Genomic DNA, 15,716 nt, shown 5'->3' with positions numbered 1-15,716 from the left:
CGGCCGACGCCGCCACCGGCGGTCCGCAACTCGAACACGGTCGCGGCGACCCAGGGCAGGCACCCATAGGCCAGCAGCAGGCTCCAATGCCCCTGCAACAGACGTTCGGCGACGAAGGGATTCCACACCGCCACCGTGGCGGCAACCAGTTGACCCGGCAGTCCGCTGTCCGGAAGCAGGGCAGCAGCAAGCCGAGCTGCTCCCCAACCAGCCAGGAGCAGGGCCGCCATCAGCAGCACCTTCACCACCACCCCGCCGTCGAGTGCGGCGGACAGCACGGCGATGGCGAAGTCCTGCGGCACCGCCCGGGGAGCGGACTCGCCGAGCCCCAGAGCCGCATCGGAGAGATAGGACCGCGGCGTCGACACCGCGTCGCGGATCAGCAGGTAGCCCGGCGCGAACAGCGGAGCAGTCACGACCAAGGTCAGGGCCAGGGCGTACCCAGGCGGTGCCCAGCGGGTGGGGACGGTCACCGCTGCGGGGGCGGGGGCTCCGGTCGGCGGGTGGGAATCTTCTCTGTGGGGGCCTGAGCGGCGGGCATGGGGCCCGTTTCGTCCCGGCCGAACAGCCCGATGTTGATGTCATCCTCGTTGGATTCCGGCAGCGCCGCCTCCACCCGGGTGCTGAACAGGCCGAGCAGAATCCCGCCGATCAGGCTCACCACACCGGCGGCGGCCAGGGTGATCGGCAGGATGCGGGACCAGAGCGCCACCCGGTCGCGCTCAGCGCGCGCGGCCGCGATCTGAGACTCCACCGTTTGTTCGGTGGAGGTCACCTTATAGTCGGCGACCGCCACCTCCGGCTTGAGCGGATCGCGCGCGTAGTAGTGGTTGGCGCGCTCATCGGCCTTGACGATGGTCCCCGTCACCGGATCGACCCAGAACGTCCGCTGGGCGGCGTAGTAGCGGGTCATCTTGATCGGCTCGTAGGGGTCTTCGCTCTCGATGCCCCACAGTTCGGCGCGGGCGGTCACCTCGCCGTCCTCGTTCTTGTCGTAGAGCGAGGCGTATTTGATCGGCTCGACCAGTTTGCCGTCGGCGTCGTAGCCGACGTTCTGAGTGAAGCGGTAGGCGGTCAGACCGTTGACGTCGTCCTCGCCGTCGTAGTTGGCGTCGAAGGCCTTCTGCGCGATCGGGTCGAAGAAGGGATAGGACTTCTTCTCGGTGTTGAACGGGAACCGGTAGGAAAGCCCCTCATGGGGCAGGGCGATGTTGGTCGACGGCTTATCGTCCTCAATCGTCCGCGGCTTCTGCACCGATCCGCCCGGCCGATCGTCGTCGGCGACCGCCTCAGCGGTGCTGCGGTTCAACGTCACGGTGTCGACCATGGCCAGCAGCAGTCCGTTGTCCTTCTGCTTGTCGCTGCGCCGCACCGTGGTGCCCACCTGGAAGGTCACCACCTCGGCGTTGGCCGGTGTCTCCACCGTCATCGCCTGCTGGGACACCAGAGGGACGTTCTTGTCGATGACGAACCGCTGGCCGGGACCCGCTGACAGCGACGCCGGGTCCAGGGCGGTGCCGGTCCCGGCGGAGACCAGGGTCTGGTCGATGTTGAGCGGGATCTTGCGGATCTTGCCGGAGGTGTAGGTGGACAGCAGCACAGCGGCAATCAACAGGGCTGATCCGAGACCGATGACGCCCAGCGCCGCGAGACGCAACATGCTTGCGCGGTTCACGCTGCCGAGGCCTCCTCTATCTCTATCCGGCTCTATCTCTATCCGGCTCTATCCGGTCGGTAATCGGATTGACCCTAACAGTCGAAACGAAGCCGAACGGCCGACCGGAGGGAAAGTAGTGATACCCGCAATCGTCGGGCGTTCCCACGCCGGCCGCGACCCCAGGCACACTGACAGCATGACCGCGCAGCACGAGCAAGTCGGCGGAACCCGCGCCTTCCTGCCCGCCGTGGAGGGGATGCGGGCCTGCGCCGCGATGGGCGTGGTGCTGACCCACGTGGCTTTCCAGACCGGGACTTCCGGCGGAGTGATCGGCCGGTTGCTGCACCGTTTCGATTTGGCTGTCGCGGTGTTCTTCGCGCTGACCGGCTTCCTGCTCTGGCGTGGCCACGCCGCCGCCGCCCGGGGGCTGCGGCACCGCCCGCCGACCGGCCATTACCTACGGTCGCGGCTGGTTCGGATCATGCCGGCCTATCTGGTCGCGGTGGTGGTGATCCTGACCCTGCTGCCTGAGGCCAACCACGCCAGTTCCACGGTATGGCTGGCCAATCTGACGCTCACGCAGGTCTATGTGCCGCTGACACTGACCGCCGGGCTCACCCAGATGTGGAGCCTGTCGGTGGAAGTGACCTTCTACCTGGCACTGCCGCTGCTGGCATTCTTCGCCTACCGGTTGCCGGTGCGCGCGCGGGTGCCGGCGATCACCGCGGTCGCCCTGGCCAGCCTGGCCTGGGGGCTGCTGCCGATCCACACCGCCGAGGGGGTCAACTTCCTGAACTGGCCACCGGCTTACGCGTCCTGGTTCGCCGCCGGGATGCTGCTGGCCGAGTGGACCGTCAGCCCCGTGGGCTGGCCGCACCGCCTGGCCCGTAATCCGTTGATGATCTACGGGATCGCCCTGGTTGCCTACCTGATCTCGGCGTCGCCGCTGGCCGGCCCCAAGGATCTGGTCCCGGCGACGCTGGGGCAGTTCGTGGTGCGGACGTCGATGGGTGCCGTCGTCGCCGGGGCTCTGCTGGCTCCGTTGGTGCTCGACCGGCCGGACAGTGCGCACCGCATCCTGGGCAGTCGCGTGATGGTGACGCTGGGCCGGTGGTCCTACGGGTTGTTCATCTGGCACCTCGCCGCGCTGGTGATGGTGTTCCCGATGATCGGCAAGTTCATGTTCAACGGCGACCTGGTCGTGGTGTTCGTGCTGACCACGGTGCTGGGTTTCGCAATGGCGGCGGTCAGTTACGCGCTGATCGAATCACCGTGCCGGAATGCCCTGCGGCGGTGGGAATATCGGCGCAGCACCAGGGACAGGACCGCGCCGCCACCGCTGGACAGTTCGGTTACTGATCAGCCTGAGCCGGCGGTCGCGCGGTAGCCTCGCGCGCCGCCGCGTCGAGTCGCGCGATGACCTCGTCGCGGATCGCGGAGCGTCGTGCTTTGCCGGCGTCATCGCGCAGTGGTGTGTCGACGAACTCGACGCCGCGCGGCACCTTGTATTCGGCCAGTCGCTCGGCGATGAAGGACGTCACAGTCGCCTCGGCCAGCGTTGTCCGGCTGTGGACCAGAGCGTGCGGTACCTGACCGAGGTCGGCGTGCGGGACCCCTACCACCAGGCAGGACAAGACGGCGGGATGTTCGGCCAGAGCGTTCTCGATCTCGGCGGGGTAGACGTTGCGCCCACCGACGGTGAACATGTCGACCCGCCGGTCGGCGAGATACAGGTAACCGTCGGCATCGAACCAGCCGAGGTCGCCCAGGGAATCCCAGGATCCCGTCGGGTCAGGCCGGCTTGTGGCGGTGCTGCCGATGTAGCGGTAGGTGGGTCGACTGCCGGGACGGGGCCGCATATAGATCTCGCCGACCACCCCCGGCGGGCACTGGTTGCCGTCGTCGTCGAGGACCTTCATCTCCCCGGAGACCACCCGGCCCACCGAACCGCGGTGTTCGAGCCACTCGGTGCCGCTGATGAAGGTCAGTGCCTGCAGTTCGGTGCCGCCGTAGAGTTCCCACACCACGTCCGGGCCCAGGATGTCGATCCAGGACTGCTTGACAGCCGGCGGGCATGGTGCGGCCAGGTGCCACCACCGGCGCAGTGACGACAGGTCGAAGCGGTCCGGGTCGGCGCGGTACACCGGCAGCAGCCGCTGCATGATGGTCGGCACGGTCGCCAGGTAGTTGACCCGATGCTCGGTGATCAGGTGCAGGAACAACTCTGGTTCGAAGCGGCTCATCAGCACCAGATGTTGCCCGGTCGCCAAGGCGATGGTGGCCGAGGTGAATCCGGTGTTGTGACTTAACGGCACCGAGACCAGCTGGGTGTCGGTGGGCAGGTTGCCCATCATCGACGCCACCGCAGCACCCTGGAATCGGCTGTCACCGCCGGCTTCGATCAGCTTTGGCCGGCCGGTGCTGCCGCCGGAGGCCATTGACTTCAGCGATGGTGAAACCGATTCCGGCAGTGAAGCATCCGAGAAGTCGTCGGGCTGGAAGTCTCCCGGCACCGATGCAACCCGGCCGCGCGGGTCGGGGCGGCCGACCAGCAGAGCCCGGTCCCGCAGGTCGAGCAGGTGGCCGTACTCGACATCCGGCAGCCGCGCGGACAGCGGCTGGGGGACGGCCCCCAGCTTCCAGGTGGCCACGACCGCCTGCACCCACTCAATGGAGTTGGGTAGCGCGATGGTCACGTAATCGCCCTGGCGCACACCGCGTTCGGCATAGGCGCGGGCCAGCCGGTTGGTGATGGAGTCCAACTGACCGCGGGTGAGGGTGCGCCCGTCGTGGGTGACCGCGGGAGTGTCCGGATGCTCGGCGGCCAGCCGGCTGACCTGTGTCCCGATCGGCGGGACATCCTCCGGGGTCATGTCAGGAGGCGCCGGTGTTGCTGAAGATGGCGCGCGGGTTATCCACCAGCATCGCGGTGATCTGCTCCTCGGTGACGCCACGCTGCCGCAGTGCGGGCAGCACATCGTGGTGGATGTGCAGGTAATGCCAGTTGGGCAGGACGACGGGCAAGGCCGCTTCCGGCAGCCAGTCGATGTGGCACGAGGCGTCGTGGGCCAGCACCATCCGGTTGGCGTAGCCACGCTGGCACATCGTCACCACGGTATCCACCCGGTCGTCGAAGGACAGGATGTTATCCAGGCCGAACCGGTCCATCCCGAGGTAGGAGCCCGCGGCGATCATCTCCTCCAGATAGTCCAGGTCGGTGGTGTCGCCGCTGTGTCCGATGATCACCCTGCCCAGGTCCACGCCTTCGTCGGCGAAAATCCGCTGCTGATCCAGACCACGTTTGGTGTGCGCGTGGGTGTGGGTGGTGATCGGCACACCGGTGGCGTGGTGGGCGCGGGCGACCGCCCGCAGGACGCGCTCCACGCCGGCGGTGAGGCCCGGTTCGTCGGTGGCGCACTTGAGGATTGCGGCTTTGACCCCAGTGTCGGCGATACCCTCGGTGATATCGCGGACGAACATGTCGACCATGGGTTCCGGACCGTCCAGCGCGGTGCCCGGACCGTTGAAGTGAAAGTACATCGGCACGTCGTTGTAGGTGTACACGCCGGTGGCCACCACGATGTTCAGTTCGGTTTGGGCGGCCACCCGTTGGATCCGCGGGATGTAGCGGCCCAGGCCTATCACGGTGGGATCGACGATGGTGTCCACCCCGGCTTGTTTGAGGGCGTTGAGCTTGTCGACGGCGTCCTGCTCGCGGGCCTGCTCGTCGCCCCAGCCTTGCGGAAAGTTCGCCATGATCTCCGGGGACAGCACGAAGACGTGCTCATGCATCAGCGTCACGCCCAGAGCCGCAGGGGAAATCTGGCCGCGGACGGTTTCCACGCTCATAGCAGCGACCTTACGGCGCAGGCGCCGCCCCGGAACCCGGGTCGTCGACGGGACGTCTCGGCATCGGCAGCAGCGAGGCCGCCAAGGCGGCAAGACCGATCAGCGCGAACACCTGCACCCACGCCGAATGCCCGATGTACCCGTCGACCGAGCGCCAGGGATACCGCGATAGCAGCGCCCCGGCGAGGATCAATCCGGCCGGGACCACCGCCAGCGTCAGCCGGTCCCAGGCCGGCTGACGCCGATGCAGCAGGGAACCGAGCACCAGCGCAGCCCCGAACACGACCAGCCCGCCCACTCCGGCGATCACCGTGCCCGCCGCCAGCAGGCCGGCCACCCCCAGCCACCCCGGGCGCAACGGTGTGGCCGGCGGGTAGGGCCGCACCGGCCGGCGTGCCGGCAGCAGCGCCATCACCGCAAGCAATGGAAGCAGCGCCACGCCGACCGTGAGTCCGGTGCGATAGACCCCGTTGGACGGGAAACTCAGCGTCACCGCGCCCTGCACTCCCGCCGGCAGCACCCAGCCCTGCTGCCAGCCGTTGACGACAACCGCGGTCAGCTTCGCGCCGGCGTCGGTATGGGCGACCCAACCGGGGTTGACGCTCTCGGGTACCACCAGAACCCGGCTGACTGGCGCCCGCGGCACGGTGATCGTGCGGCGATCCGGCCCCCAGCCGGTCACCTGCGCAGCCGACGTCGCGGCCGGAGTCAGGTCCTTCGCCAGTGCGGCGGTCAGTTGCGCGCCGTCGGCGATGAACGCCGGCCCCGGGCTGACCAGGAGTTCCTGGGCGCCGGTCTGCAGGGCGATCGGGGCCGGGTCGCATGTCGTAGCCGGTATCGGGCGGCCGTCCAGCAGCGCCTCCACCGTCGTCGACACCGAGGTCTGCACGAACCGCCCGGCCACCCCGATCACCGGCCCCTGACCGCATGGCAGGTCGATACGTCGGGTGCGGTTGGCCTCGGCGTCGGCATCGGCGATCGGGGCGCCGCCCGGTCCCAGGGCGGTGACCTCCGCCAAGCCCGGGGGTTTGAGTTGGTCGAAGCCCAGGGCGGTGCGGTCGATGACGTCGGTCCAATCCAGCATGCTCAGCTGGATGGTGTCGGTGACCCGAGGGTGCAGTGTCACGGTGGTCTCGCCGTCGCCGAGGCTGCGGACCTGGGGGCCGTCGCCGAGGTCGACGGCGACCAGGGTCGGATGGGTGGGCAGTGCCGATCCGCTGGGGGTGATCCGCAGCGCCGTCACCTGCGCCGGGCGCGGCAGGGTCACGGTCAGCGTCGGTGCGGCCTGATGTTGGGCCACTCCCTGCGGTGCGGTCCAGGAGGTACGCACGTCGCCGTCAGTGGCCGCGTAGGACGAGCCCTGCACGTCGACGAGGTCGGCATTGCCTCCAGCGCGCGCGGTACCGGGCTGAGCGATCAGGTCGGCCAGTCGGGGTCCCTGCCGGGCCCGCACCCAGACGGTCGGGGACACCTCGATCGGCGACGGCACGGTCAGGGTCCGGCTCAAGGTGACCGGTTCCTCGGGGGCCACCGCCATCGACGCCGCGCAGTGCACCCCGTCGGGGGAGTCCGCGCATCCGTCCCGCCCCAGCAGTTCCGAACCCAGGTCCCATTCGGCGACCGGCGAACCGGCCGGCGGGGCGGGCACGACGACGGTGTGCCGCAGGTCCACCGGGTAGGCGAATCCGGAAGCGTCATATTGGGTCACCGCCAGATCGGTGATGCCGAACTGGACGCCGGAGGACCCGTCGTCGGTACCTACCGCGGTGATCCGCACCCACGGCGTCTCCCCGTAGGGCAGCGCGATGATCAGCGGCTTACCCGGCACGTCGAAACTTGCGGTGGTGGTTCCGTTGACGGTGGACACCTGGATGCGGCGCACCTGGGCGCCGACGGCGGTGGCACTCGGGGTGATGGTCAGCGTGGCGTTGGTCACCGGTTTGTCGAAGTCGATCTGCAGCCACTGGCCGATGGCCGGTTGCAGCGAGTTGGACACCCATGCGGTCGCCGAGTCCTTGTCGACGGCGGCGACCGGGCTGCTGGCCGGCGAAACGTTGGGCAGTGTGGTGGCATCCGAGGACGAGCTCGAGGCGCTGAGCCGTCCGCCCGTCCACTGTCCCCGGACCGGATCGGCGCCGGGAACGGGGTAGTCGGGTACCCGGTTGAAGGTGTTGCGCCGGTCACCGTCGGCCCGCACCGCCGAGGAGTGGTCGTCGACGCGCCCGTAGTCGGTTTCCCGGTCCACCGGCGTGTCGGTGACGATCACGCCGCGGCTGACAGGTTCGGGCAGCCCGGCCCGGCGGGCGTCGGCGGTCAGCAACATCGGCCCCAGCGCAGGCAGGCCGAGTTGCCGGCGTCGCGCGTCGATGCGTAACAACGACTCCGGCCCGCCGGCCACCCGTGTCATCGCCGTGGCGTCGACCAGATACGGCGCCCCCGGATTGGTGGTCGCCGACTGTGATGTCACCTGGTAGATCTCGATCGCTGGGAACAGTGGGCGCAGACCGCTGTCGCTGATGAAGCCGTCGACGATGCCCGGCCCGACCTTCTCGCCGAACTCGGCGACCTTACGTAGACCCGGCGACCCGTCGATGGCGCGGTGCACCAGCAGGGGGCGGGCCGAGCGCGAGGTTTCCGGATCCAGGTCATTGCGCAGCACGATGTAGGAGATGCCCTGGCGCAGCAGGGTGTCGGCCAGCCCCGCCGACGGCCTGCCGGCGGCGAAGAGTCGCTGCACCGAATCCAGCGCGCGGATGGTCTGCGGTGGGGTCAGTGGGATGGAATCGCGGACGCCCCAGGGTGATTCGCCGAGAACCTGCAGCGGCTCGTCGTGGCTGTTGCCCCAGATCTGCTTGGCGAACGGGGCCCCGGGCACCACCAGCACCCTGCCCGGGGTCGGCTCACCGGTGTTGTTGGCGGTCAGCCAGTCGGCCGCCTGATGCCAGTAGTCCGGGATTGCGCGAAAGGCACCGGGCGGAGTGAGCCTGCCCGACCAGGCCAGTGACGTGGCCACCACCAGTGCAGTGAGCACCACGATGCCGGCCGCGATCCGCTTATCGTCCTCGGGATGGGAGACGGCCCGGATCCACACCGGCCGGGGGGCGCTGCCAGGCAACGGGATTCGCCCCAGCAGGTGGGCCACCCCCAGGACGATAGGGATGCGGATCACCGGTTCGAGCTTGTGGACGTTGCGCAGCGGTGCACCGGCGTCGTCGAGGAAGTGCTGCACCGTCTGCGCCACCGGTGAGCCCAGGCCGCCGGAGTATCCGGCGGTCAGCAGCACGATGCCGATCAGCAGCATGGTGACCAGCCGTCCGCGGGCCGGCATCGACCGCAGCGCCAGCCCAGCCAGACCACCGGCGGCGACCAGCACGGTTGCCAGCACCGCGACCGGTTGGGTGACCAATGACGCCGCCGCGGTGGCGTTGGGGGCGACGAACGGAGTCCAGGCCGAGGTCCCGCGCAGCGCCTCGGTCAGCGAGGTCCACTGGGTGGTCACCCCGGAGGACTCGATGAAGTCCAGAAACGGCGGGCTGATCCGGCCGAGCAGCACCAGCGCAACCACCCACCAGGTGACCGCCAGCGCGGTCGCCAGTGCGCACCAGGCGGTGAAACGCAACCACAACCGGTTGGGCCGATGGCAGGCCCACCAGATCAGCGCGGGCAGGCAACCCGCCAGGCTGGCCACCGCATTGACCGCCCCCATCAGCGCCAGCGCGATCCCGGCCCGGCCGGCGTATACCCGCAGCGCGGTCCCCGTGTCGCCGCGCAGGGCGTGAATCACCGGCAGCAAAACCCACGGCGCCAGCATCATCGGCAGGGTTTCCGAGGAGATCGACCCGAGGGTGGTCAGCACCCGCGGTGAGAGCGCGAAGGCGGCCGCCGCCACCAACCGCGAAGTGCGGGTGCCGATGCCCAGCGTCTCGGCGACCCGCATGAGCCCCCAGAAGCCGGCGGTGAGCAGCAGCGCCCACCACAGTCGCTGGATCACCCATCCGGGCAAACCCACGGTGTCGCCGAGCAGAAAGAAGGCGCCGTGCGGGAAGAGGTATCCGTAGGCCTGGTTCTGGGCCTGGCCGAACGGCAGGTCGCTGTTCCACAGATTGGCTGCCCGCTCCAGGAATCGCAATGGGTTGGCGGTGAGGTCGAGTTTGGTGTCCGGGGCGATCAGACCCGGTGCCTGGAGAAAACACAGCAGCAGCGCGGCCGCGAACACCGCGGCCAGCCAGCGCCGGGACAGCGGAGAACGGTCGGCGGCGGGTTCCTCCGTGATCAGGATGCTCAGGCTAGCCGCGGTTGCCGTACTCGACGCGATTGAGGACCGACGACGCCGGATCACCTGGCTGCAGGGCCGGTTTGGTGTCCTGCTGGATCATCAGGGTGGCTCCGAACACCGAGGCGGCGCCGAGCAGCAAGCCGACCACAACGCTGGCGGCGGCGGGCACCACGAACCGGGTCATCGTCGGCTCTCCTTGGCTGTTGATGATGGGCTGGTCGAGGGCATGTCATGCGAGGAAACCCTGCCGGTGAACCTAGCATGAGAGGAGCCCGCCGAAGCCACCTCGGTTTGACTCAAGCCGAGGTCATGACAGCATGTTCGGATGCTCACTAGTCTGCTTTCGCTTCGTACCGTGGCGGCGTGCGCGGCCGTGCCGATGGTTTTGGCGGCCTGCTCGGCACCCGCAGAGCGCGCTGCCGCGCCGTCATCTGCTGAGGTCACCGCCGCCGAATCGGCCAGCGTGACGCCGCTGTCCGGCCCGCTGTCGCCGCCGGCTGCGCCCGCGCCCCCGGCATGCGGGGACGGCGCGGCGATGCTGGCGGCGATGTCCACCCGCGACAAACTGGCCCAGACTCTCATGGTCGGCGTCCGCAACGCCGACGATGCCCGCGCGGTGGTGGGCACCCATCACGTCGGCGGCATCATGATCGGTAGTTGGACCGACCTGTCGATGCTCAGTGACGGCACCATCAACGAGATATCGAACCTGGGTCCGCTGCCAGTGGCGGTCAGCGTCGATGAGGAGGGCGGCCGGGTTTCGCGGCTGTCCTCGATCATCGGGGCGATTCCCCCGGCCCGCACCCTGGCGCAGACCAGCACCCCTGAGGAGGTCTATCAGCTCGGCCTGACCCGGGGCCGGCAGATGCGCGGCATGGGTATCACCATCGACTTCGCGCCCGTCGTGGACGTCTCCGATCAGGCCGACAACACCGTCATCGGCGATCGGAGTTTCTCGGCTGACCCGGCAACCGTCACCGCCTACGCCGGGGCGTTCGCCCGCGGCCTGCGCGACGCCGGTGTGATGCCGGTGCTCAAACACTTCCCGGGCCACGGTCAGGGCTCCGGTGACTCGCACACCGCGGGTGTGGTGAGCACACCGCCGCTGGATGAACTGATGAGCCGCGATCTGGTGCCCTACCAGACGCTGACCACCCAGGGCCCGGTCGGGGTGATGCTCGGCCACCTCGAGGTGCCCGGCCTGACCGGGAACACCCCAGCCAGCTTGAGTGCGGCCGCGGTCAATCTGCTGCGCAGCGGCGGCTACGGCGGACCGGGCTTCAACGGGCCGATCTTCACCGACGACCTGTCCAGCATGGCCGCCATCAACTCGCGCTACGGAGTGGCCGAGGCGGTGCTGCGCGCGCTGCAGGCCGGCAACGACGTCGCGCTGTGGATCACCACCGACGAGGTGCCCGGGGTGCTGGACCGGCTGGAGAGCGCGGTCACGGCCGGTGAGTTGGCGCTGCCGGCCGTGGAGGGTTCGGTGCTGCGGATGGCCGGGATCAAGGGTCCCAGCGCGCGCTGCGGCGGGTAGCCCGGTCGGCCCGAAAGCTCCCTGGAATGGCTGCCGGTGGAACCAAGCGGTTGCCGCGCGCGGTGCGCGAGCAGCAGATGCTGGATGCCGCCGTGCAGATGTTCTCCGCCAATGGCTACCACGAGACCTCGATGGACGCCATCGCCGCTCAGGCGCAGATCTCCAAGCCGATGCTGTATTTGTACTACGGCTCCAAGGAGGAACTGTTCGGCGCCTGCCTGAACCGGGAGTTGGGCCGCTTCATCGACGCGGTGCGCTCCGATGTGGACGCCAACGGGGCCCTCAAGCAGACCGCGCGGGAGTTGCTGCGCAGCACCATCGGGTCGGTGCTGCACTACATCGACGCCAACCGCGCGTCCTGGATCGTCCTCTACACCCAGGCGACCAGTTCCCAGGCCTATGCGCACACGGTGCGGGAGGGCCGCGAGAAGATCATCGACCTGGTGGCCCGGCTGTTGGAGTCCGGTACCCGTAATCCCGACCCCCGCAGCGACTTCCATATGACCGCCGTCGCCTTGGTGGGGGCTGGTGAGGCGGTGGCGGCGCGGGTCAGCGTCGGTGACGCCGACGTCGACGAGGCCGCCGAACTGCTGATCAATCTGTTCTGGCGGGGACTCAAAGGGGCACCGGCGGAGAAGGATTCGGTGCCGGCGCACTGACGGCCCGCCGGTTAGAGCGCGCGAACCGTCGCGGTCAGGTGCGGATATCCCTTGGCCACATTGCGCAGTGCGATATCCCAGCCGCCGGTGACCCGGTCGACATACAGTCCGGGGTTGGCCGGCAGAACCACCGGTTTGCCGAACTTCACCGAATACCGCACGGATTCGGGCAGCTGCCCCTCGATATTGGCCAAAACCGCCGCCGCGCTGAACATCCCGTGCGCGATCGCTCTTGGGAAACCGAATAATCTGGCGCCCACCGCGCTGGTGTGAATGGGATTGCGGTCCCCGCTGACCGCAGCGTAGCGACGGATCTGCCCGGCGGTGACACGCAGGACCCCGTTGGGGGCGCCAAGTTTCCGCGGCTGCGGTGCCGGCGCGGGTTTGGGCTCGTCGGACAGGCTGGTGCGCTGTTGATGCAGGAATGTGGCGACCTGATGCCAGGCCGGTTCGTTGCCGACGGCGACCTCACTGACGAGGTCGGCGAGCAGACCCTTGCGGTGTTCACGCAGATTCTCGGCGTGCACCTTCACCTGCAGACTGTCGGTCACCGCGATGGGCCGGTAGGCGGTGATGTGGTTTTCCACGTGCACCGCACCAAGCGCCGGAAACGGGAAGTCCAAACCGGTGAGCAGCGACATCACCGACGGGAACGTCAGCACGAAGGGATACGTCAGCGGAACGTAGGCACCGTAGCGCAGGCCGGTGCTAGCGGCGTAGGCGGCGACGTTGGCGCGCTCGATCTGCAGGTCGTCAACGTCGGCGACCCGGTCGGGGAGGCGGTCCCCGCGAGGCACGAAAGGCAATGCGCCCACTGCGGCGCGTGCCATGGTCAACAACCCGGAACCCGGATCGATGATCGGCATCACGCCCCCAGCATGGCTTGTCCGCACACCCGGACCACATTGCCGGTGACTGCGTTGGAGGCCGGACTGGCGAAATAGGCGATGGTTTCGGCGACGTCGACCGGTTCACCGCCCTGGTAGAGCGAGTTGAGTCGACGGCCCACCTCCCGGGTGGCCAGGGGGATCGCCGCAGTCATCGCGGTCTCGATGAACCCCGGGGCGACCGCGTTGATCGTGATGCCCCTTTCAGCCAGGCGTGGCGCCAACGCCTCGGTGACACCGATCATCCCGGCCTTGGTGGTCGCATAGTTGGTCTGACCGCGGTTGCCGGCGATACCCGCCATCGAGGACAGGCCGATCACCCGTCCTCCCTCTCCGATACTGCCGTTGGCGACCAGGCCCTCGGTGAGGCGCAGTGGCGCAATGAGATTCACTGCCACCACAGCGTCCCATCGGGCGTCGTCCATGTTGGCGAGCAGTTTGTCGCGGGTGATCCCGGCGTTGTTGACCAGGATGTCGGCCCGGCCCCCGACGTCGGAGTAATGCTGTCGAAGGTGGGCCGCGATGCGGTCGACGGCATCCTCGGCGGTGACGTCCAGGGGTAGAGCGGTTCCGCCGACCCGGTCGGCGGTCTGCTTGAGGGCGTCCGCCGAAGCATCGATGTCGATGGCAAGCACCCGGGCACCGTCACGCGCGAAGACCTCCGCGATGGTGGCGCCGATCCCGCGGGCCGCGCCGGTGACGATGCCCACCTTGCCGGCCAGTGGCTTGTTCCAGTCTGCGGGCCGGTGTGAGTCGGCGGCACCGACTCCGAACACCTGCCCGTCGACGTAGGCCGATTTGGCCGAGAGGAGGAACCGCAGGGTGGACTCACACCCGGTCGCCGCCGGCTTGGCGTCCGGGGAGACGTAGACCAGTGCCACGGTGGCTCCGCGGCGCAGTTCCTTACCCAGCGAACGGGTGAAGCCCTCGAGTGCCCGTTGACAGATGCGCCCGGAGGTGTCGCTCACCTCCTCGGGGGTACTGCCCAGGACCACCACCCGCGCGCAAGGGCCGAGGTTGCGCAGCAGGGGAGTGAAGAACTCGTGCAGACCGCGGAGGGCGGCCGGTTCGGTGATCCCGGTGGCATCGAACACCAGGCCGCCGAAGGTGTCCGCCCACCGGCCGCCGAGGTTGTTGCCGACGATGTCGTAGTCGTCGGCCAGAGCCGCCCGCACCGGTTCGGCCAACCTGCCGGCACCGCCGATCAGCAGAGATCCGGCCAGCGGCGGATCCCCGGGCCGGTAGCGGCGCAGCGTCTCGGGGGCCGGGACGCCGAGTTGTCTGGCCAGGAAGGAACCCGGTGTGGAGTTGATGACCTGGGAGAGAAGGTCGGAAGCCACGTCGACCACCTTTCGGGGAGTGCCTCTGGCGTTTGCCGATCCCGGGTAGCGGGAACGCCTCGGTACGAACTTACTCCAGAGTAAGAACGGCGCGTAGTATGGGTGCGGTACCCAGTTTCGCGCCCCGAGCAGCGGAGGTTTGACGTGGCCGATCCCACCCGAGATGAACCCGGCCGGCGCCGGGTTGCCATCCTCGGCGGCAACCGTATCCCGTTCGCGCGGGCGGACGGCGCCTACGCCGAGGCATCGAATCAGGACATGTTCACCGAGGCGCTGACCGGCCTGGTGGACCGGTTCGGTCTTGCCGGTGAGCGGCTGGGGGCGGTCATCGGTGGAGCCGTCCTCAAACACAGCCGTGACTTCAATCTGATGCGCGAATGCGTCCTGGGGACCGCTCTGTCGCCCTACACCCCGGCATTCGATCTTCAGCAGGCCTGCGGGACCGGTCTGCAGGCCGCGATCGCCGCGGCCGACGGAATCGCCGCCCGGCGTTACGAGGTCGCCGCCGCCGGCGGGGTGGACACCACCTCCGACGCGCCAATCGGATTGGGCGACACCCTGCGCAGGTCCCTGTTGGGACTGCGGCGGTCGAAGTCCACCGCGGAGCGGATTAAACTCGTCGGCCGGTTGCCGGCCGCGGTGGGCCTGGAGATCCCCACCAACGGTGAGCCTCGCACCGGCTTGTCAATGGGCGAACATGCTGCCGTCACGGCCAAAAGGATGGGTATCAAGCGTATCGATCAGGACCAGTTGGCGGCGGCCAGTCACCGCAACATGGCTGCCGCCTACGACCGGGGTTTCTTCGATGACCTGGTCACCGGTTTCCTCGGCCTGTATCGCGACAACAACCTGCGGGCGGACTCCTCGGCCGAGAAGCTGGCCGCGCTGCGACCGGTATTCGGTGTGAAGGCCGGTGATGCCACCATGACGGCCGGGAACTCGACGCCGCTGACCGACGGCGCCTCGGCGGTGCTGTTCGCCAGCGAGGAGTGGGCGCGCGCGCATGCGCTGAATCCGCTGGCTTACTTCGTCGACGCCGAAACCGCCGCGGTGGACTATGTCAACGGCGATGACGGGCTGCTGATGGCTCCCACCTACGCGGTACCAAGGCTGTTGGCCCGCAACGGATTGAGCCTGCAGGACTTCGATTTCTACGAAATCCACGAGGCGTTCGCCTCAGTGGTGCTGTGCCATCTGCAGGCCTGGGAGTCTGAGGAGTACTGCAAGGAACGCCTCGGGTTGAACGCAGCACTCGGTGGGATCGATCGAAGCAAGCTCAACGTCAATGGGTCCTCGCTGGCAGCCGGCCACCCCTTCGCGGCCACCGGTGGCCGGATCGTCGCCCAACTGGCCAAGCAGCTTGCCGAGAAGAAGGCCGAACTCCCCTCCGGGACGTCCAGAACTGTCCGGGGGCTGATCTCCATCTGCGCTGCCGGCGGACAGGGTGTCACGGCAATCCTGGAAGCATGACGAGGTTTGGTCATGCTGAAATCCGGGTAACCGAGTTCTTG

The 15,716-nt window shown here is 68.5% G+C and carries 12 protein-coding genes; 4 read left to right on the top strand and 8 right to left on the bottom strand.

Annotated features, from left to right (window positions below; all coding sequences use genetic code 11):
* Both ADBZ5N_RS01055 and pgfA read right to left on the bottom strand, forming a co-directional pair.
* A partial coding sequence (locus ADBZ5N_RS01055; protein ID WP_526255625.1) for an MmpA family trehalose lipid delivery protein occupies positions 1 to 473 on the bottom strand: 473 nt, incomplete at its 3' end.
* The gene (gene pgfA, locus ADBZ5N_RS01050) at positions 470 to 1,675 is read right to left on the bottom strand and encodes a cell envelope lipid trafficking protein PgfA (protein ID WP_526255624.1); all 1,206 of its coding nucleotides are present in this window, start codon (positions 1,673 to 1,675) and stop codon (positions 470 to 472) included. The genes ADBZ5N_RS01055 and pgfA, both read right to left, overlap by 4 nt.
* Positions 1,676 to 1,853: 178 nt before the next feature.
* On the opposite strand from pgfA, the gene ADBZ5N_RS01045 reads away from it, so the two are divergent.
* Positions 1,854 to 3,044 carry an acyltransferase family protein gene (locus ADBZ5N_RS01045; protein ID WP_526255623.1) on the top strand — a complete coding sequence of 397 codons (1,191 nt, stop codon included), beginning with the start codon at positions 1,854 to 1,856 and terminating at the stop codon, positions 3,042 to 3,044.
* Here the strand turns inward: ADBZ5N_RS01045 and ADBZ5N_RS01040 are convergent.
* From ADBZ5N_RS01040 to ADBZ5N_RS01025, 4 genes are read right to left on the bottom strand one after another with little or no spacing between them, the layout of a single operon-like run.
* Positions 3,010 to 4,530, bottom strand: coding sequence for an AMP-binding protein (locus tag ADBZ5N_RS01040; RefSeq protein WP_526255622.1), 1,521 nt, complete (start codon positions 4,528 to 4,530; stop codon positions 3,010 to 3,012). The two genes, ADBZ5N_RS01045 and ADBZ5N_RS01040, sit on opposite strands and share 35 nt — an antisense overlap.
* A 1-nt stretch (position 4,531) precedes the next feature.
* Positions 4,532 to 5,506, bottom strand: coding sequence for a phosphotriesterase family protein (locus ADBZ5N_RS01035; RefSeq protein ID WP_526255621.1), 975 nt, complete (start codon positions 5,504 to 5,506; stop codon positions 4,532 to 4,534).
* Positions 5,507 to 5,516: 10 nt separating this feature from the next.
* Positions 5,517 to 9,746, bottom strand: coding sequence for an alpha-(1->3)-arabinofuranosyltransferase domain-containing protein (locus tag ADBZ5N_RS01030; RefSeq protein WP_526255633.1), 4,230 nt, complete (start codon positions 9,744 to 9,746; stop codon positions 5,517 to 5,519).
* Positions 9,747 to 9,792: 46 nt separating this feature from the next.
* Complete coding sequence (locus ADBZ5N_RS01025) at positions 9,793 to 9,966, bottom strand: DUF2613 family protein (protein ID WP_526255620.1); 174 nt, start codon at positions 9,964 to 9,966, stop codon at positions 9,793 to 9,795.
* Between the two features lie 141 nt (positions 9,967 to 10,107).
* Between ADBZ5N_RS01025 and ADBZ5N_RS01020 the strand changes: the two genes are divergently transcribed.
* Together ADBZ5N_RS01020 and ADBZ5N_RS01015 are read left to right on the top strand one after the other, a co-directional pair.
* Positions 10,108 to 11,319, top strand: coding sequence for a glycoside hydrolase family 3 N-terminal domain-containing protein (locus tag ADBZ5N_RS01020; RefSeq protein ID WP_526255619.1), 1,212 nt, complete (start codon positions 10,108 to 10,110; stop codon positions 11,317 to 11,319).
* A 26-nt stretch (positions 11,320 to 11,345) separates the two neighbouring features.
* Positions 11,346 to 11,978: a TetR/AcrR family transcriptional regulator gene (locus ADBZ5N_RS01015; protein WP_526255618.1), complete on the top strand. Its 633-nt coding sequence runs from the start codon at positions 11,346 to 11,348 to the stop codon at positions 11,976 to 11,978.
* 11 nt (positions 11,979 to 11,989) lie between these two features.
* Here the strand turns inward: ADBZ5N_RS01015 and ADBZ5N_RS01010 are convergent, their stop codons facing one another.
* Entirely contained in the window at positions 11,990 to 12,844 is an 855-nt protein-coding gene (locus tag ADBZ5N_RS01010; protein ID WP_526255632.1) for a MaoC/PaaZ C-terminal domain-containing protein, read from the bottom strand.
* Positions 12,844 to 14,205: a 3-oxoacyl-ACP reductase gene (locus ADBZ5N_RS01005; RefSeq protein ID WP_526255617.1), complete on the bottom strand. Its 1,362-nt coding sequence runs from the start codon at positions 14,203 to 14,205 to the stop codon at positions 12,844 to 12,846. Before ADBZ5N_RS01005 ends, ADBZ5N_RS01010 begins: the two co-directional genes overlap by 1 nt.
* A gap of 144 nt (positions 14,206 to 14,349) precedes the next feature.
* Here ADBZ5N_RS01005 and ADBZ5N_RS01000 point away from each other — a divergent pair, with 144 nt between their 5' ends.
* Complete coding sequence (locus ADBZ5N_RS01000) at positions 14,350 to 15,675, top strand: acetyl-CoA C-acetyltransferase (protein ID WP_526255616.1); 1,326 nt, start codon at positions 14,350 to 14,352, stop codon at positions 15,673 to 15,675.
* Positions 15,676 to 15,716 lie beyond the last annotated feature (41 nt).

This window comes from Mycobacterium sp., from assembly GCF_044370595.1.
In the GTDB taxonomy this organism is placed as follows: Bacteria; Actinomycetota; Actinomycetes; order Mycobacteriales; family Mycobacteriaceae; genus Mycobacterium.
This window is presented reverse-complemented; position numbering and strand designations above follow the sequence as displayed.